General features: G+C 44.1%; 14 protein-coding genes. 5 read left to right on the top strand and 9 right to left on the bottom strand.

Annotation, left to right across the window (positions count from 1 at the left end; genetic code table 11):
• The first annotated feature begins 127 nt into the window (after positions 1-127).
• The 4 genes from QZ327_RS09590 to QZ327_RS09605 all read left to right on the top strand — a co-directional run bounded on the left by QZ327_RS09590 (position 128) and on the right by QZ327_RS09605 (position 3,413).
• Positions 128-685, top strand: coding sequence for an NAD(P)H-dependent oxidoreductase (locus QZ327_RS09590; RefSeq protein ID WP_294618836.1), 558 nt, complete (start codon positions 128-130; stop codon positions 683-685).
• A gap of 249 nt (positions 686-934) precedes the next feature.
• On the top strand, positions 935-2,221 hold the full coding sequence (locus tag QZ327_RS09595; protein WP_294618837.1) for an NAD(P)/FAD-dependent oxidoreductase: 1,287 nt from the start codon (positions 935-937) through the stop codon (positions 2,219-2,221).
• Positions 2,222-2,278: 57 nt separating this feature from the next.
• The gene (locus tag QZ327_RS09600) at positions 2,279-2,707 is read left to right on the top strand and encodes a DoxX family protein (protein WP_294618838.1); all 429 of its coding nucleotides are present in this window, start codon (positions 2,279-2,281) and stop codon (positions 2,705-2,707) included.
• A gap of 151 nt (positions 2,708-2,858) precedes the next feature.
• On the top strand, positions 2,859-3,413 hold the full coding sequence (locus QZ327_RS09605) for a DUF3332 domain-containing protein (protein WP_294618839.1): 555 nt from the start codon (positions 2,859-2,861) through the stop codon (positions 3,411-3,413).
• A 95-nt stretch (positions 3,414-3,508) separates the two neighbouring features.
• Here the strand turns inward: QZ327_RS09605 and QZ327_RS09610 are convergent, their stop codons facing one another.
• On the bottom strand, positions 3,509-5,821 hold the full coding sequence (locus tag QZ327_RS09610; protein ID WP_294618840.1) for a BamA/TamA family outer membrane protein: 2,313 nt from the start codon (positions 5,819-5,821) through the stop codon (positions 3,509-3,511).
• Positions 5,822-5,900: 79 nt separating this feature from the next.
• Between QZ327_RS09610 and QZ327_RS09615 the strand changes: the two genes are divergently transcribed.
• Entirely contained in the window at positions 5,901-6,662 is a 762-nt protein-coding gene (locus QZ327_RS09615) for an RNA methyltransferase (protein WP_294618841.1), read from the top strand.
• Positions 6,663-7,016: 354 nt separating this feature from the next.
• Here QZ327_RS09615 and QZ327_RS09620 read toward each other — a convergent pair whose 3' ends face one another.
• The 8 genes from QZ327_RS09620 to QZ327_RS09655 form a co-directional block, all read right to left on the bottom strand.
• Positions 7,017-7,958 carry a DUF4296 domain-containing protein gene (locus tag QZ327_RS09620; RefSeq protein WP_294618842.1) on the bottom strand — a complete coding sequence of 314 codons (942 nt, stop codon included), beginning with the start codon at positions 7,956-7,958 and terminating at the stop codon, positions 7,017-7,019.
• Complete coding sequence (locus tag QZ327_RS09625; RefSeq protein ID WP_294618843.1) at positions 7,955-8,584, bottom strand: lipoprotein signal peptidase; 630 nt, start codon at positions 8,582-8,584, stop codon at positions 7,955-7,957. Before QZ327_RS09625 ends, QZ327_RS09620 begins: the two co-directional genes overlap by 4 nt.
• 2 nt (positions 8,585-8,586) lie before the next feature.
• Positions 8,587-8,967 carry a TraR/DksA C4-type zinc finger protein gene (locus QZ327_RS09630; RefSeq protein ID WP_294618844.1) on the bottom strand — a complete coding sequence of 127 codons (381 nt, stop codon included), beginning with the start codon at positions 8,965-8,967 and terminating at the stop codon, positions 8,587-8,589.
• Positions 8,968-9,005: 38 nt separating this feature from the next.
• On the bottom strand, positions 9,006-12,494 hold the full coding sequence (gene ileS / locus QZ327_RS09635) for an isoleucine--tRNA ligase (RefSeq protein WP_294618845.1): 3,489 nt from the start codon (positions 12,492-12,494) through the stop codon (positions 9,006-9,008).
• A 226-nt stretch (positions 12,495-12,720) separates the two neighbouring features.
• Positions 12,721-14,196: a D-xylose transporter XylE gene (xylE, locus tag QZ327_RS09640; protein WP_294618846.1), complete on the bottom strand. Its 1,476-nt coding sequence runs from the start codon at positions 14,194-14,196 to the stop codon at positions 12,721-12,723.
• A gap of 132 nt (positions 14,197-14,328) precedes the next feature.
• A complete protein-coding gene (xylA, locus tag QZ327_RS09645; protein ID WP_294618847.1) occupies positions 14,329-15,645 on the bottom strand; it encodes a xylose isomerase in 1,317 nt (438 codons plus the stop codon).
• A gap of 91 nt (positions 15,646-15,736) precedes the next feature.
• Positions 15,737-17,221, bottom strand: a complete 1,485-nt coding sequence (locus QZ327_RS09650) for a xylulokinase (RefSeq protein WP_294618848.1) — start codon at positions 17,219-17,221, stop codon at positions 15,737-15,739.
• A gap of 111 nt (positions 17,222-17,332) precedes the next feature.
• Positions 17,333-18,064: an NUDIX domain-containing protein gene (locus QZ327_RS09655; RefSeq protein WP_294618849.1), complete on the bottom strand. Its 732-nt coding sequence runs from the start codon at positions 18,062-18,064 to the stop codon at positions 17,333-17,335.
• Positions 18,065-18,125 lie beyond the last annotated feature (61 nt).

Genomic DNA, 18,125 nt, shown 5'->3' on the forward strand with positions numbered 1-18,125 from the left:
CCAGGGTTCGAATCCCTGAGGGTGTACTTAAAAAAGGAACAACAAAAGTTGTTCCTTTTTTGTTATATATTCATGTTTTTCTATCTTTGTGACTGACAGCAGATATTTTAAATTAAAACAAAACACTATGGATAAAGATGCAAAGCAAGTCGTGGTTCTTTTGGCACATCCCGACATTAAAAGTTCGCAAGCCAACAAGGCATTAACGGATGCCATTAAAGAATTGGAGGAAGTGGCAATATACAATTTGTACGAAATGCGTCCTGAAGATGCTTATGACGTGGATTCATGGAGCAAAATTATATCGCAGGCATCTACTCTCGTATTTCAATTCCCGCTGTATTGGATGTCGGCTCCTTCATTGCTGAAAAAATGGCAAGATGAGGTATTTACTTATTTGGCAAAGACTCCGGCGGTAGCAGGCAAGGCATTATTGGTGGCGGTTACTACCGGTTCCGAGTATAGCGCATACCGTAGTGGCGGAAGAAATCGCTTCACGATAGACGAACTGTTAAGACCTTATCAGGCAAGTGCCATACATGCCGGAATGATATGGCAAACTCCTGTCGTTGCGTATGGAATGGGGACGGCAGATGCCGCAAAAAGCATAGCGGAAGGAGTTAATGGCTACAAACTGAAAATAGAATCCCTAATCGGGAAAAATCACATAGGCACCGACTGGTAAGTGTATGACAAAGCATCATTCGAAATCTCAAACGAATGGTGCTTTGTTGTTTCAGCAATGGGTATATTGGCGCCAGCCGGTATAGCATTTCTTTCGTTTGCGACATAGTCCTTTGCTACTAAAATTTCAGGTCAAAACTTCTTCCTGATTGGGCATCCATAATTTCCTCTGAATATTTTAATCCCGCCATTGGCAGAACATTCCTTAATTTCTTACGTTTCTTCTTAATAAACAAAGGATAAATGATATATGAAAACGGCAATGGATATACCGGCTAAAGAGGGACGTAAACGCCTGGTCATTGTAGGCGGCGGTTTTGGCGGACTGAAGCTGGCAAGAAAACTCAAGAGTGATAAGTTTCAGATTATTTTACTGGATAAGAACAATCATCATATTTTTCAGCCACTACTCTATCAGGTGGCTACGGCAGGTATCGAACCAAGCGCCATCTCCTTTCCTTACCGCAAGATTTTTAAGAAGAGAGCACATTTCCATATACGTATTTGTGAGGCTCAATGCGTCATTCCGGACGACAACTTACTGGAAACGTCTATTGGCACATTGGCTTATGACTATCTGGTGATTGCTACAGGATGTGATACGAATTATTTTGGCAACAACGGTATAGCCGAACAGACTATGGCTTTGAAGAATACATCGGAAGCATTGTTCAACCGTAATCAAATTATAAACAGTTTTGAGCAAGCCCAAAATACTGCCGACCGGGAAGAGCGCAAACGTCTGATGACTTTTGCCATAGTGGGTGGTGGTGCTACAGGCATTGAATTGGCAGGCGCTTTGGCAGAAATGCGAAAATTTGTCTTGCCGCAAGATTATCCGGATTTGGATATCAGAGAAATGCGTATCATTCTGATAGATGGCGCCCCTCGCCTTTTGTCCGCCTTTTCAGAAAAATCCTCTCAAGAAGTGACGGAATATTTAAGAGACCGGAATGTAGAGATTATGCTGAATGCACGGGTCACCAATTATACAGATAATAAGCTCACACTAAATGAAGGACCTGTAATCGATACGAAAAATGTATTTTGGGTGGCAGGAGTGAAAGCCAACAGCTTGCAAGGTTTCCCGCCTGAAGCCTACGGACAGGGAAACCGCCTGAAAGTAGACAGTTGCAATCGTCTGTACGGACATTTTAATATCTTTGCCATTGGCGATACGGCTTTGATGATTTCGGATGCTTTTCCAAAGGGACATCCGCAGGTAGTTCAACCCGCCATTCAGCAGGCAAGAAATTTAATAATAAACTTGCAGCGTATCGAACAAGGGTTACCTCTACGGCCTTTTGTGTATCACAATAAAGGGGCTATGGCTACCATTGGCCGTAATCACGCAGTTGTTGAGTTAAAAAAAATGCGTTTTGGCGGCTTCCCGGCATGGGCAGTGTGGCTATTCATTCATTTAATGAGCATAGTGGGCGTAAAGAACCGTTTGTTTATATTTTTAGACTGGATGTGGAGTTACTTTACCTATGATCCGTCATTACGGATAATCATCAAACCGTTGAAACGGGAGTAAACATTTATTTATTCTTATTTGTTAAGAGTATATATCAACTAAAAAAAACAAACGATTATGTTAAAACGATTTTTATTTCCTTCCAAGCCAGACGGCACTCTTATATCCGCTATATTATTAATAGTTAGAATTGTATTCGGCATTCTGCTTATGAATCACGGTATTGATAAATGGGCAAATTATCAGGAACTTTCTTCCACATTTCCCGACCCTTTGGGAATTGGAAGTTCCCTTTCTTTGGGGTTGGCTATTTTTGGCGAACTGTTTTGTTCGATGGCATTCATTATTGGTTTTCTGTATAGGTTGGTAATGCTCCCTATGATATTTACGCTGTTCGTGGCATTCTTCATCGTTCATGGAAACGACCCGTTCGCTGTGAAGGAACTTGCCTTTGTATATTGGGTAGTATTTGTGCTGATGTATGTAATAGGTCCGGGGAGATTTGCAGTGGACCGTTGGATTTTTCAATCTTTTTTTCGCAAATAGAGATTAATACTGTTCTTTTATTTTACAAAATGTAATTTTTCGCAGCATTTTTGGGCTTTTTTTATAAATATTTCTATATTTGCACTAAACTAAAGATGGCTAATGGGATATTAATCTCAATATAAACACAGTAAAATAAAAGAAAGTAGTTATGAAGAAGTTCAATTTAAAAATGGCTGCAACTGTAATGGTATGCGGTGCTTTTCTTTTCAGTTCATGTATCGGCTCTTTTGCTTTGCATGGTAAGTTGGTAAGTTGGAACCAGGGTGTTAGCAATAAATTTGTCAATGAACTTGTTTTTCTTGCATTCAATATCATTCCGGTGTACGGCGTATGCTATTTGGCAGATGCGTTGGTTGTCAACTCTATTGAGTTCTGGAGCGGAAGCAATCCTTTGGCAAGTATCGGCGATGTCAAGAAAGTGAAAGGTGAAAATGGCAACTACTTGGTGGAGACTCTTGAAAACGGTTATTCTATTACAAAAGAAGGCGAAACCGCATCTATGGAGTTGATTTATGACAAGGATTTGAATACTTGGAATGTTGTGGCAGACGGTGTCAGCACCGAGCTCTTAAAGATAAATAATGACGGTACTGCACAGATGACTTTACCCAACGGTGAAGATCTGACTGTTACTTTGGATGCTCAAGGCGTGTCTGCCGCTCGTCAGGCAACAATGGTCAATACTTATTATGCCGCACGTTGAGAAGCACAAGTAAGAAATAGAAAATAAAAATTGAAGGTTGCACAGTTGATAAAGCATTGTGCAACCTTTGTTTTTTATTTCGGGGGGAATATCTTTTAGAACGGATAGCCCACTGCAAAATGGAATGCAAAGTCACGGCTGAATTTAGGATGTATGACAGGGAAATGCTCTTTTCTATTGTTATATACAGGGCTGACTGCTTTCATGCCCCCGTCAAAACGCAGGACGAAGAAGTCTAAATCCAACCGTAATCCCAAACCGTAGGCTACGGCTATCTGTTTATAGAATTTGTCAAATTCGAATTTGCCGCCCGGCTGGTCTTTATAATCACGCAATGTCCAAATATTACCGGCATCCACAAAGACAGCCCCTTTGAATTTCCAGAAAAGACGCGTGCGATATTCTATGTTGGCGTCCAATTTGATATCTCCCGACTGATTCATGAAATTTCCATCGCCGGGAAATGCCCCCGGACCTAAATCGCGTACCGACCAGCCGCGCACACTGTTTGCTCCTCCGGAAAAATAACGTTTTTCAAAAGGTACAATCGTTGCATTGCCGTAAGGCACAGCTATACCGGTTCCTACATGGAATGCAATGGAGTTACGATTGTCTATGACAACGTTCTTGGCAAAGTCGAAATCTCCCTTGACGTATTGTGCGAATGGGATACTCAGCAATGAGAACTCTCCGTCTTCATTTTTCTCCATGTTCGCCATTTTGGCAAAAGCATACAAAAGATTGCCTGCCGATTCGAAATTGACACGAATGGAATACGAATTACCTATGATACTATTATTCGTCAAGGCTTGTCCTGCACTGTTGTATGTATAGCTATATCCTGTGCGGACAATCAGGCGATCGTCATAATTGTATTTCAAAATATAGTTTTTCTCATTGTTCAGGTATTTGTCACGGAACTCCTGCGAAATGGAAGGCATATACAGATAGTTGATGTCCAACAAGTCGATACGGTGCTGTGCACGTTGGCGCTGCATTCCCCATTTATAACTCCAACTGGCAGAGGCGATAATACGTGAGAACTCAGGACGTATCTGATAATTGTATTGTACGCCAAACTCTGTGGTGGCACGTATCTTGCGCCGGAAGTCGTTGGAAAGAAACGGAAAAAGAAAACGAGGGAAGTTTATAGTTGCCTCTGCTCCGAATTCCGTGTAGTCCTCGTGGTTGTATCCGCTCTGCAAACCGGATACCGCTTCGTAAGCGCCTCGCAGTTTTATCATAAAGGTTTCGGAGCCTTTGAACATATTCCGGTTCTGGAATGATACGGATGCGGCAGCTCCCAAATCTCCCGCGGAATTGGTTCCTTCCAACTCAAATGATATGGATTGGTATTTACTTTTTGTCAGCATTACGTAGGCATTCAGTTTGGCCGTATCGCCCATCTGCGTTTCAAAAAAACGGATATTGGTGTATTTCAATGCTTGCAGGCGTCCGAAATTGGAGTAAGTACGTTGCACATCCGTTTCATTATATAAACTTCCCGGTTCAATACGCAGATTATTGGTCAGGATTTTCGGGCGCAAATAGAGTTTGTCTTTATAATAAATGGGATATCCCTTGTAATGTAGTGAATCGTTAATCTCTACGCTGCTCAAGGCGGATGATTCCAATACGTTGTAATCCGTTATAAAATTTACTTTATTGATATAATACTGCGGGTGATTTTGCGGAGTATCATCCTTGTGCCGGCGGAAAGGTGCCAGATGCATGGTTACATCCACCTGATAGGTATTTCTTACCGTATCTGCCGTATAAGAAATATATTCCTTGTTAAATTTGTAATAGCCGTTGCGGAGAAGGTTGTCGGTAATGCGTTGGCGTTCTGCGTCCAGGCGGTTCACATCGAAATACATTCCTTCAACCAGATAGGTATCTGCCGAATCCAGCTGCATATATCCCCTGATTTTCTCGTCTTTGATATCGTATTTGAGAGAACGGATTTTATAGGGCTTCCCGCCGGACACTTTGTATGTCAGTTTCAATTTTTTCTTTTTCACGTGTGTGATTGGCTCTACAGTGGCACCCATGTAGCCCATATTTTGTACGGCCTTTGTCATTTCCTCGCTTGAACGTTCAGTGTCTTCCGCATTGTAAATGACCGGAGCGTCTCCCAGCCGTTGTAAAGTACGGTTTATCCAACGTGTGGAGTCTCTGCCGGACCAGTTATAAACATATAACTGCGTCTTTATCAAACTGAACCATTTGGCATTGGGATTTTGGCGGACATACATCGAAAGATTGGAAGGTTTGATTTCCTTGTTGTCCGTTTGTATGCGCACTTCGTCCAATAAATATGAACCTTCCGGCACATATTTCGTGGCAGAACATGAAGCTAATAAAAATACGGCGGTAACAAGTAGCGCGTAGCGAAAGCCTTTCTTCATACTAAGTTATTAATTGCGCATAAATTACTGCAAATATAGAAATAATCGTGTACTTTTGCCAAATAAAACCAAACAACTTATGGCACTAAGCAAGAATCGCATTAAATATATCCGCTCATTGGAGCTGAAGAAAAATCGTAAAGCCGATAAAGTGTTTTTGGCGGAGGGACCGAAACTGGTAGGAGATTTATTGGGACACTTCCATTGTCATTTCCTGATTGCAACTGCCGAATGGCTCTCTACGCACAAACATTTGGCCGTGGAAGATATAACGGAGGTCTCCGAAGAGGAACTCTCACGCGCCAGTTTGCTGAAAACTCCCCAACAGGTACTTGCCGTATTCCGGCAACCGGACGAAACAATGGATATTTCCGTTATAAACCGTTCGCTTTGTTTGGCATTGGACGATGTACAGGATCCCGGTAATTTGGGGACTATCATCCGGCTTGCCGACTGGTTTGGCATTGAACATATCTTCTGTTCACCCAATACAGTAGATGTTTATAATCCCAAAACGGTACAAGCTACCATGGGGGGAATTGCGCGGGTGAAACTGCACTATACTTCCCTACCCGAGCTAATCAGTTCATTGAAGGATGTACCTGTGTACGGTACTTTTTTGGATGGGGAAAACATGTATGCACAACCGCTTTCAGCCTACGGTCTGATAGTTATGGGAAATGAAGGCAATGGCATAGGAAGTGAAGTGGAACGGCTTGTCAATAGGAAACTATACATTCCCAATTATCCGTCAGAACGTGAAACTTCCGAATCTTTGAATGTTGCCATTGCTACCGCAGTAGTTTGTGCCGAGTTCCGACGACAGGCAGCATCGTTGTAATGTCAAAATTGGAGAAATAGACAGGCAATAGCCTACACCGCCCGTCAATAGAGGGTGGTGTAGTTATTAATAAATTTCGAGGGAATTTTAGTAAAATCTCAGAAGAATTATAGTAAAATTCTTCTGAGATTTTACTAAAATCCTGGAAAGCATTTATTGCAAGGGAGTTTTTGTCAAGTTCTTTCAACTCTTCTTGGGTCAACAATACGATTGCTCCCGGCAGCCATTCCACATTTTCTATCTCCTCGGTTAATGGAAATAGACGTACTACCAGTCCTTCTTCCGTTTCTACTACATACTGTTTAAGGTAACAATCATATACAGGCAGAAACAGGAAATGTGAAGCGAAACGTTTCATTTCTTTTCGATGGTTTGGCGTATTCTTGGACGAGGACGTATTCCGGAACGAAGGCGAATAGTGTCTTTTTCCGTACCCGACTTCTCCAGTTCTATCGGTTTAATGGGAGCTGTTTCTGCCTTTGTTGCTGTTCCGTTGGTTTCAAGGCTGTCCTTCCGAGCATTAAACAACGTATCCTTTGCATGGTAGCGCATCAGGCTGATACGGTCTGCCAATATGCTCTGTGTGGATTTTTGTGTAGGATAATAGATAAAACCACGTATTTCCTTTATGCCACCCAATGTGTCGGCAAACAAGGAAATTGTCTCCATACCCGACTGCTTTATTTTCAGCATATCATTTATGGTATCTTTGGCATAGAAAATCTGCATTGCCATCAACGGCAAATGCAAACTGTCGGGCATCCCGTTTAGGAAACGGAAACGAACTGTCCACCGTAACGTATCTCTATCTTTGAAGTTGGTGTCCGAAGGAAGCGTGAAAGCCAGTTTATTGTTTAATGGCATTCCGGTCAGGTGATAACTATGTTGTCCTATCCATACGTCTATACTGTCGCCCGAAAGAGATTCCTTGGGTCTGTTGTCGCGTAAAGCAATAAGATGATTGATACCCTCTCTCTCTGCTTTCAGCCGTTGGTTTACTTTCTCGTAGACTTTTGTAAGGGCATCCGGATGGCGGGCATACCATACCATTGAAGTGTCGAAATCAGCTTGGGTAATGCCATGCTTCTTATATACCGATTCAATGTATAACACACGCTTGTAGCTGTCATTGTAAGGTACTTCTTCTCCCATTGCCTTTGCTATGTGAAAGTCATAAAGCACCTTTTCCATTTGGGCGTCCGGCAGAACCGTATCGGGTCTTTTCACCTGGCACGCTGTCAGACCGAACGCCAAAAGGATTACACTATACCATTGAATCCGCTTTTTCCTTTTCATGATTTCTTTATAACATGATAGGAATCATTCAAATATTTACTATAGAAGAGCAACAATGCTATGATACCGCAACTGATAGCAGCATCGGCAAAGTTGAAAATAGGGCTGAAGAAGACAAAATGTTTCCCACCTACAAATGGCATCCATGCAGGCCAATTCGTTTCAATGATAGGAAAATAAAACATATCGACTACTTTGCCGTAGAACAGCGGCGCATATCCGCCGTTATCGGGCATAAAGGTTGCCAACTGTGAATAGGTACTTTCATTGAACAACACTCCATAGAGTACACTGTCGATGATATTGCCTAATGCTCCTGTCAGAATGAGCGAGACACAGACAATAAACCCTGTCTTCATGCCATGCTTTATAAACTTGTACAAGAACCAGCCTATCACTCCTACTGCGATAATCCGAAATGAAGTAAGGAATAATTTTCCGAATATCTCCAAGCCGAAAGCCATACCATTGTTTTCAGTAAAATAGATGTAAAACCAATCGGTAATACGGATACTCTCGTGCCAATACATGTGGGTTTTGACAATCACTTTTATTACCTGATCGATAATCAATACCGAGAAAATAACGAGTAAGGCTATCCGCCCTTTCGTGAAAAAATTCTTCATTCTTATTTCGTGCCGTTGTTTTTAGCTTCAATGCTCAATGTCGCATGAGGCACCGCACGCAAACGTTCGGCAGGAATCAGCTTACCCGTTTCGCGACAGATGCCATAGGTTTTGTTCTCAATACGTACCAAAGCCGCTTGCAATCCTTGTATAAACTTTAACTGACGTTGTGCCAGCCGTGTTGTTTCTTCCTTGGAAAGCGTGTTGGCCCCTTCTTCCAATACTTTATACGTTGGGGATGTATCATCGGTGTCATTACCGTCTGCGCCTGTCAGACTGGCTTTCAACAATTCGTAATCGCGCTGAGCCAACTCTAACTTTTCCATAATAATGGCACGGAATTCTTCCAATTCCGCATCCGAGTATCTTGTTTTTTCTGTCATAACTCTACGTGTTTAATCAATTAGTAAGTATTAATAATTTATTCTTTCACAACGCTTACATGCAGTTTAAAATCATCGAACTCAAGTTCCATACCGCTTACTACATCATCTGCCAGCGTCAGTGAGGTTCCCAAAACCTGGTTACAAATATAGTCTTTATATTCATTCACCGCATCATCTGTTTGCGGATTTTTTGATAAAGTAATCTTTATTTTGTCCGTTATTTCGAAGCCGCTCGATTTACGGATGTTCTGAATGCGGTTCACCAATTCGCGTGCGATACCCTCACGGCGAAGTTCTTCGGTGATGGTCACTTCCAGGGCTACAGTCAGCTTGCCCTCATTGGCTACCAGCCATCCTGGAATATCTTCACTGAAGATTTCTACATCGGATGTTTCGATTACAGCTTCCGCACCGTCCAATTTCAACGTATAGGAACCGTTCTTTTCCAATTCGGCAATGGCTTCCTGCGGCATTTCGGCAACGGCTGCGGCAACGGCTTTCATTTGTTTACCGAACTTCGGACCGAGCTTCTTGAAGTCGCATTTCACTTTCTTTACAAGCACACCGGCTGCACCGTCCACAAACTTGATTTCCTTTACATTCACCTCATTCATGATAAGTGTTTTCACAGCTTCGATGTGAGCGTGTTGCTCTTCGTCCACTACCGGAACCATGATACACTGTAGCGGTTGGCGCACTTTGATATTCACTTTACGGCGCAAAGCCAATACCATAGAAGTGACATCTTGTGCCATCTGCATGCGTGCTTCCAACTCCTTGTCTATCATCGCTTCTTCGCTTTCGGGGAATTTAGCCAAATGGACAGAAACCGCACTGTCGCGTCCGGTAGCGTTTGTGAGGTCTGAGTAGAGCATATCGGCATAGAACGGGGCAATAGGTGCCATCAGTTTGGCTACGGTTTCCAAACATGTGTAGAGCGTTTGGAAAGCAGATAATTTATCTTGCGTCATACCGCCGCCCCAAAAACGTTTACGATTTAGACGAACATACCAATTGGAGAGATTGTCGTTCACGAAGTCTGAAATCAGTCTGCCGGCTTTGGTCGGTTCGTAGTCGTTGTAACAGTTGTCTACGTTTTTCACCAACGTGTTCAATACTGAAATTATCCAACGGTCTATTTCCGGGCGTTCCGCCATGGGAACATCAGCTTCCTGGTATTCAAACCCGTCTACATTGGCATAGAGGGCGAAGAAAGAATACGTATTATATAAGGTTCCGAAAAATTTGCGGCGCACCTCTTCCACCCCGTCTACATCGAATTTCAGATTGTCCCACGGAGAAGAGTTGGTTATCATATACCAGCGCAAGGGGTCGGAACCGTATTTCTCGATTGTCGAGAACGGGTCTACGGCATTGCCCAGACGTTTGGACATCTTGTTACCGTTTTTGTCGAGAACCAGCCCGTTTGAAATTACAGCCTTGTAAGATATGCTGTCGAATACCATTGTAGCAATGGCGTGCAGGGTGAAGAACCAGCCTCGTGTCTGGTCTACACCTTCTGCTATGAAATCGGCAGGATATACCTGATGGTTATCCAGCAATTCTTTGTTTTCGAACGGATAATGTATCTGTGCATACGGCATGGAACCGGAATCGAACCATACGTCAATTAAATCCGCTTCACGCTTCATAGGCTTGCCGTTTTTGGAAACGAGAATGATATCGTCTACATAAGGACGGTGAAGGTCTATCTTGTCATAGTTCTCCTGCGTGTATACACCCGGCTGGAAGCCTTTGTCCTTGTAGGGATTGGATGTCATCAGTCCGGCGGCAACGGATTTCTCTATCTCGTTGTAAAGTTCTTCTACAGATTCGATACACTTTTCCTCATCGCCATCTTCCGTACGCCAGATAGGTAACGGAGTACCCCAATAACGCGAACGGCTCAAGTTCCAGTCGTTCAAGTTTTCCAGCCACTTGCCAAAACGTCCCGTACCGGTGCTTTCCGGTTTCCAATTGATAGTCTTGTTCAGCTCTATCATACGCTCTTTGCAGGCGGTACTACGGATAAACCAGCTATCCAACGGATAGTACAATACCGGTTTGTCCGTACGCCAGCAGTGCGGATAATTATGCACATGTTTCTCTATCTTGAATGCTTGGTTGGCGGCTTTCATCATCATACAGATATAGATGTCAAGCGTTTCGGCTGCTTGTGCCGCTTTCTCATCATATTTACCGTCAACGGTGAACTGCGGGTCGTAGGCATTCTTTACCCAACGTCCCTGATATTCCTTGTATGCATCTACATCGACGCACTCTTTCACAAATGCTTCATCCAGCTCGTCCAGTAAATAGAACTTACCGGTGAGGTCCACCATCGGACGGGTTTCACCACGCTTGTTAATCATGAACAAAGAAGGAATACCTGCAGCACGGGCTACGAAAGCATCATCCGCACCGAATGTCGGAGCAATGTGCACGATACCCGTACCATCTTCCGTAGTTACATAGTCACCGAGAATTACACGGAAACCTTTGTCGCTGACGCTCCAATTACCGTTATTATCCACTTCTACCGGTTTTACCCACGGAATGAGCTGTTCGTATTCCATTCCTGCCAAGTCCGGACCTTTATATTCGCCTGTTATCTTGAACGGAATTAGTTTATCTCCCGGCTTATAATCCTCTAATGCAATATCTTCCGCCTTTTTGTTGAAGTGGGTATAGAGCAATGCTTTGGCGAGTATCACAGTCATTTTCTCTCCGGTATAGCCGTTGTAAGTCTGTACGGCAACATAGTCTATTTTCGGACCTACGCAGAGAGCGGTATTTGAGGGTAATGTCCACGGAGTAGTGGTCCATGCCAGAAAGTAAGGAGTTCCCCACTCTGCCATTTCGGGCTTAGGGTTCTTTATCTTGAACTGTCCTACCACGGTGGTATCCTTTACATCGCGATAACAACCGGGTTGGTTCAACTCGTGCGAGCTTAAACCGGTTCCCGCAGCCGGAGAATACGGTTGTATGGTATATCCTTTATAAAGGAGTCCTTTCTTGTGAAGTTGTTTCAGCAGCCACCATAAAGTTTCGATATAACGGTTGTCATAGGTGATATAAGGATCCTGCATATCTACCCAATATCCCATTTTATGTGTAAGGTCTTCCCACTCTTTGGTGAACTTCATTACATCTTTACGGCAGGCAGCGTTATATTCGGCAACAGAAATAGTCTTACTGATATCTTCTTTGGTGATGCCTAGCGCCTTTTCCACGCCCAGCTCCACAGGAAGACCGTGTGTATCCCAACCGGCTTTACGCTTCACCTGAAAACCTTTCATGGTTTTGTAACGGCAGAAAATATCTTTAATGGAACGGGCCATTACATGATGAATGCCCGGCATACCATTTGCCGAGGGTGGTCCTTCGAAAAACACGAAAGAAGGACAACCTTCACGTTCTGTCATACTCTTGGCGAAAACTTCGTTTTCGTCCCATTTCTTCAACACTTCCTTATTTATTTCCGAAAGGTCAAACTTTGAATATTCGGCAAACTTCTTACCCATTTTGATATTTACGATTTGACTATTTAGATTTACTGTTTTTCTCTTAGATGTAGCCAGGAAAGACGTTTTCCGGTGTTTTCCAAAGCTATCCTCTTTGTTTTAAGGGTGCAAATTTACAAAAAAGTTAGAGAAAAGAGATTTTTGAGTGGATAATTTTAAAAAAGGCCACACAATTCGTTTTGAACTGTGCAGCCTTCAATATTCAGTTGAAATAATTTGCAGAAACTTATTTCTCTTTCTTCCAAAGTTTGGTCATATCTTCCAAGGTCTTGCCTTTTGTTTCAGGCACGAGTTTCCATACGAAGATGGCAGCCGCCACACAGATAATACCATATAGGGCGTATGCAAACATGTGGCCGAACTTGTCTCCCATCTCTCCCAGGCGCATATTGTACATCGGGAGGAAAGTAGATGAGACAATAAAGTTGAAAACCCATTGGAATGCCACCGCAATGGCCACTGCAGCGCCGCGGATGGTATTCGGGAAGATTTCGGCAATCAGTACCCAACAGATAGGTCCCCAACTGAACATGAACGAAGCACTGTAAACCATGATGCTGATGACAGATATTATTGCCGGAAGCCCTGTCACGATATTGCATAACGCTACACCGAAAGCACCTATCGCCATACCGATGGAACCGGAGATAAGCAATGGCTTACGTCCCCATTTTTCCACTGTAAATACGGCCAGTAAAGTGAACAGAATATTGACGATACCCATAAGAACTGTCTGCACCATAGGATTTGCCATCCCCATTGTATCAAAAATACGTGGCGCAAAATAAAGCACTGCATTAATACCGACAGCCTGCTGGAACACACTCAGCATGATACCTATGAAGATAACCATCCAACCGTACGTAAAAAGTTTTTCCGTCTTTTCTTCGGTGGTTGCCTTGATTTCCGCAAGGATAACTTTTGCTCGAGAAGTGCCATTGATACGGTTTAATACATTCAATGCCTTGTCATCCTTACCACACATGGCAAGGTAGCGTGGCGTTTCAGGAACCAGCAATACCATCAAAGCGAACAGGCCGGCAGGAACAGCTTCGCTTCCGAACATCAGGCGCCAACCGGTTTCCGTAGTCCATGTAGCTGCTTCGGGGTTCATGACCTGATTCACTCCGTTAACCAAGTCTATTACCGGATTGGCATGGCTGCCTAAAATCAGGAAGTTGACAAAGTATACTACCAACTGACCGAAAATAATGGCAAACTGATTCCACGACACCAGTGTTCCGCGGATATTACTCGGAGCGATTTCGGCGATGTACATCGGACAGATGGCAGATGCAAGCCCCACACCTATACCGCCCAGAACGCGATAAAGATTGAAGGCTACCAAAAGTGAATATGAAGGCACACCCTGTTCGAAAAACAAGAACTCCGGACAATAGGAACCTAATGCCGACAAAAAGAACAGGATACCTGCCAAAAAGAGGGAATTCTTGCGCCCCAATCTTGAAGCGAAGAAACCGGAGATTGCGCTACCTATGATACAGCCTATCAATGCGCTGGACGATGTAATGCCGTGTATTGTGTCTGTATACTCAAAATCGGCTCCCATGAAGAAGGCTTGAAGCCCCTTTTCCGCACCGGAAATAACCGCTGTGTCGTATCCGAAAAGCAGACCGCCAATGACAGCCACAAGTACAATAGAGAAGAGGTAGAGTTTGCTACCTTTTTCCGTATGAATCATGATATTATATAGATTAGGAGTTAGTTATAAGTTACAGGGGTTACAAATAATAAATTACCGGCAGTGGCAAGGCAACCGTTGCAGAGCCGCCACTCCGGTAATTCACTATTTATAATCCGTAACCAATCAAAATCAGCAATACATATTTAAGATTGCTTCGTACAGTTCTTGTTTACCGCTGGTCTGTTTCGGTTCGCCGTTAGCTTTTGCATAAGCAACCACATCTTCCAGAGTCAGTTTGCCTTCTTCGAATTCCTTACCCTTGCCGGCATCGAATGATGCGTAACGGTCGGCGAGCATCTTCTTGTAAGGAGACTCTTCGAGCAGTTTGGCTGCGCTTTCCAAAGCACGTGCCATAGCATCCATACCTGCGATGTGGGCGATGAAGATATCTTCCAAATCGGTAGAGTTACGACGAGTTTTAGCATCGAAGTTCGTACCGCCGTTGCCCAGACCGCCGTTACGGATAATCTGCATCATAGCCTGAGTCAATTCGTAATTGTCGATGGGGAATTGGTCGGTATCCCAGCCGTTTTGGTAATCACCGCGGTTAGCGTCGATAGAACCCAACATGCCATTGTCGACAGCTACAGCCAACTCATGTTCGAATGTATGGCCCGCCAAAGTAGCATGGTTCACTTCGATGTTTACTTTGAAGTCGTTTTCCAGACCGTGAGCTTTCAGGAAGCCGACAACGGTTTCGGTATCCACGTCATATTGATGTTTAGACGGTTCCATCGGTTTCGGCTCAATCAGGAAAGTACCTTTGAAGCCACGTGCACGGGCATAGTCACGAGCCAAAGTCAACATTTTGGCCAAGTGTTCTTTCTCGCGCTTCTGGTCGGTGTTCAGCAATGACATGTAACCTTCGCGGCCACCCCAGAATACGTAGTTGGTACCACCCAGTTCTATTGTAGCGTCAATGGCATTCTTAACTTGAACAGCAGCACGTGCCACAACATCAAAATCAGGATTGGTAGCAGCACCATTCATATAACGTGCGTGGCTGAATACGTTGGCAGTACCCCACAACAGTTTGATGCCGGTTTCAGCTTGTTTCTGTTTTGCATAGGCCACGATAGCTTTCAGGTTAGCTTCGTATTCTTCGATGCTTGAGCCTTCCGATACGAGGTCTACATCGTGGAAGCAGTAGTATTCGATACCCATCTTTTGCATGAATTCGAAACCGGCATCCATTTTGTTTTTAGCAGCCTGTACGGCATCAACATCACCGTTCCACGGGAATTGCTTGGTTCCGCCGCCGAACTGGTCGCCGCCTTCTGCACAGAGAGTGTGCCACCATGCCATAGCAAACTTCAACCAATCTTTCATTTTCTTGCCCATGATGACTTTCTCAGCATCGTAGTAGCGGAATGCCATCGGGTTCATACTTTCTTTACCTTCGAATTTGATTTTTCCTATTCCGGGAAAATACTCTTTTGTTGCCATAATGATTAAATGTGTTAATGCGGTAATGTGCCGATGTGCAGACAACGGGCACATTACTCACGGGTTAATTATTAAATTGTTCTATTTTTATTTATAAGTTCTGCATCAGATATTGCTTCCAGCGTGCATAAGCATCGGCGTATGCCTGGCGGTCCGCCTGTTTCGGTTCGATGATTTCCAGTTTTTCGAGCGTTGCAAAGGCTTCGTTGTTGTCTTTATAGATGCCTGCACCGATACCTGCGCCTTTGGCGGCACCTACCGAACCGTCGGTATCATAAAGTTCGATAACGGCACCCGTTACGCCCGCCAGCGTTTCGCGGAACAGCGGACTAAGGAACATATTGGCTTTTCCCGCATGGATTTTCTGTACGGGGATGCCCATTTGCTCCATAATGTCGATACCATATTTGAAAGAGAATACGATACCCTCTTGTGCGGCACGGATAATGTGCTGCTTGCCGTGCTGGTTGAAATTGACTCCTTGAATGGAACAACCTATCTCCTTGTTTTCCAACATACGCTCGGCGCCATTACCGAAAGGCAGGATACTGATGCCGGCACTTCCGATGGGTGCCTGGGCAGCAAGTACATTCATGTCGCTGTAAGAAATACCTTCGGGGGCAACGGTGCGTTTTACCCACGAATTGAGAATACCCGTGCCGTTGATGCACAAAAGCACCCCGAGACGCGTTTGCTCTGCCGTATGATTGACATGTGCAAATGTATTGACACGCGATTTCGGATCGTAGTTCACTGCACCGTTCACTCCGTAAACCACTCCCGACGTGCCTGCTGTAGATGCTATTTCACCGGGGTTGAACACGTTCAGTGACAGGGCATTGTTAGGTTGATCGCCGGCACGGTATGTGATGGGCGTACCCTCTTTCAAGCCCAGTTCCTGCGCAGCAGCGGCGTTGACGCGACCTTGTTCGGAGAAAGTAGGCTTGATGTCGGCTATCAGCGAAGAGTCGAAGCCGTAGTATTTCATCAGGAAGTCCGCCACTTGGTTGTTCTTGAAATCCCAGAACATACCTTCGGACAGTCCGGATACTGTAGTGCAGATTGTACCGCTCAATTTCATGGCGATGTAGTCGCCCGGCAGCATAATCTTGTATATTTTCTCATAAATAGCCGGTTCGTTCTCCTTAATCCAGGCAAGTTTGGACGCGGTGAAGTTACCCGGAGAGTTTAGCAGATGCGAAAGACACATTTCCTCTCCCAATGTTTCAAACGCCTTTTGTCCGTAAGGCACGGCTCTGGAGTCGCACCAGATGATGGCGGGGCGCAACACATTCTGGTCCTTGTCGACACACACCAATCCGTGCATCTGATAAGAAATACCGATGGCTTTGATGTCTGCGGCATCTACACGCGCTTCTGCCAATACGGCTTGCGTTGCCAACTTCAAGTTTTCCCACCAGTTTTCCGGGTTCTGTTCCGCCCAACCCGGTTTCACTGCCATAATTTCCGCTTCCGTCTTCGGGAAGAATGCAGAAGATACGCATTTGCCGCTTTCTGCATTTACCAAGCTCGCTTTTACGGACGAGCTGCCGATATCATATCCTAATAAATACATGATGAAGATTTATGATTTTAAAATTATGAATTTCGAATTATTAATTATGATTTCAGACAGATTCATTCCACACGGAATTTATAAATCATAAATCTGAAATCATAAATTCTTTCATCGTCTCACCTTATTATATATTTTTTTGTCAAAACGATAATAACGTGCCGCACGGTGAGCCACTCCCTGTTGCTTTTCTTCCAAAGGAACCACATACTCCATAAGTGCTATCTTTTTGTGGAAGTTGCGCACGTCAATCTGCTTTCCGTATAAGAGTTCGTACAATGTCCGGAGCTGGGATGCGGTGAATTTACGCGGCAATAAGTCGAACAGCGAAGAGGGGTTGAACTCAATGTATTGACGGATATAGGTTATCGCTTCCTCTATAATAAGGTTATGGTCGAATGCCAATGCCTTGATGTCCGGCAGGGCAACCCAATTTGCCATATATTCGTCCAAATCACGGTTGAGCGCACGGTCTATCTTTACAAGAGAGAGGTATGCGATGGTTACGATACGTTCCACTTTGGATTTCATTGCACGTTCCAGCCAATGTACATCCCTGGGGTCTTTCGTGCGGTTTTTGGAACCGAATGCCTTGAATTGCATCAGATTTACATTCTTAAGCCCTGTCAGTTCGTTCAGCACCCGTTGGGCGGCTTCATCCAAATCTTCGTCCATATAAATCAAACTGCCGGGCAATTTCATATCATGAAAAATTTCACCTTCCTCCTCTCCCGCCCGTTTAATCAACAAGACCTTCAATTGCTCTCCGTCAAAGCCGATTACCACACAGTCTACGGAAATATGATTGTTTGCCAACGGCATGTTTTGTTCCACGTTTTGCATAATATTTTTGTTTAAGCGCTGCAAATATAGTGAGGTTTTTCTAATATCCAACAAATGAAAA

Origin of the sequence: uncultured Bacteroides sp. (genome assembly GCF_910578895.1) — a bacterium.
Classification (GTDB): domain Bacteria; phylum Bacteroidota; class Bacteroidia; order Bacteroidales; family Bacteroidaceae; genus Bacteroides.

What these genes read in the sequence shown, in the direction of transcription:
- QZ327_RS09600 (WP_294618838.1), top strand. Translation starts at nt 2,279, where the DNA reads ATGTTAAAACGATTTTTATTTCCTTCCAAGCCAGACGGCACTCTTATA.
- QZ327_RS09655 (WP_294618849.1), bottom strand. Translation starts at nt 18,064, where the DNA reads ATGCAAAACGTGGAACAAAACATGCCGTTGGCAAACAATCATATTTCC.
- QZ327_RS09615 (WP_294618841.1), top strand. Translation starts at nt 5,901, where the DNA reads ATGGCACTAAGCAAGAATCGCATTAAATATATCCGCTCATTGGAGCTG.
- QZ327_RS09595 (WP_294618837.1), top strand. Translation starts at nt 935, where the DNA reads ATGAAAACGGCAATGGATATACCGGCTAAAGAGGGACGTAAACGCCTG.
- QZ327_RS09625 (WP_294618843.1), bottom strand. Translation starts at nt 8,584, where the DNA reads ATGAAGAATTTTTTCACGAAAGGGCGGATAGCCTTACTCGTTATTTTC.
- QZ327_RS09610 (WP_294618840.1), bottom strand. Translation starts at nt 5,821, where the DNA reads ATGAAGAAAGGCTTTCGCTACGCGCTACTTGTTACCGCCGTATTTTTA.
- QZ327_RS09590 (WP_294618836.1), top strand. Translation starts at nt 128, where the DNA reads ATGGATAAAGATGCAAAGCAAGTCGTGGTTCTTTTGGCACATCCCGAC.
- QZ327_RS09650 (WP_294618848.1), bottom strand. Translation starts at nt 17,221, where the DNA reads ATGTATTTATTAGGATATGATATCGGCAGCTCGTCCGTAAAAGCGAGC.
- QZ327_RS09630 (WP_294618844.1), bottom strand. Translation starts at nt 8,967, where the DNA reads ATGACAGAAAAAACAAGATACTCGGATGCGGAATTGGAAGAATTCCGT.
- xylA (WP_294618847.1), bottom strand. Translation starts at nt 15,645, where the DNA reads ATGGCAACAAAAGAGTATTTTCCCGGAATAGGAAAAATCAAATTCGAA.
- QZ327_RS09620 (WP_294618842.1), bottom strand. Translation starts at nt 7,958, where the DNA reads ATGAAAAGGAAAAAGCGGATTCAATGGTATAGTGTAATCCTTTTGGCG.
- ileS (WP_294618845.1), bottom strand. Translation starts at nt 12,494, where the DNA reads ATGGGTAAGAAGTTTGCCGAATATTCAAAGTTTGACCTTTCGGAAATA.
- QZ327_RS09605 (WP_294618839.1), top strand. Translation starts at nt 2,859, where the DNA reads ATGAAGAAGTTCAATTTAAAAATGGCTGCAACTGTAATGGTATGCGGT.
- xylE (WP_294618846.1), bottom strand. Translation starts at nt 14,196, where the DNA reads ATGATTCATACGGAAAAAGGTAGCAAACTCTACCTCTTCTCTATTGTA.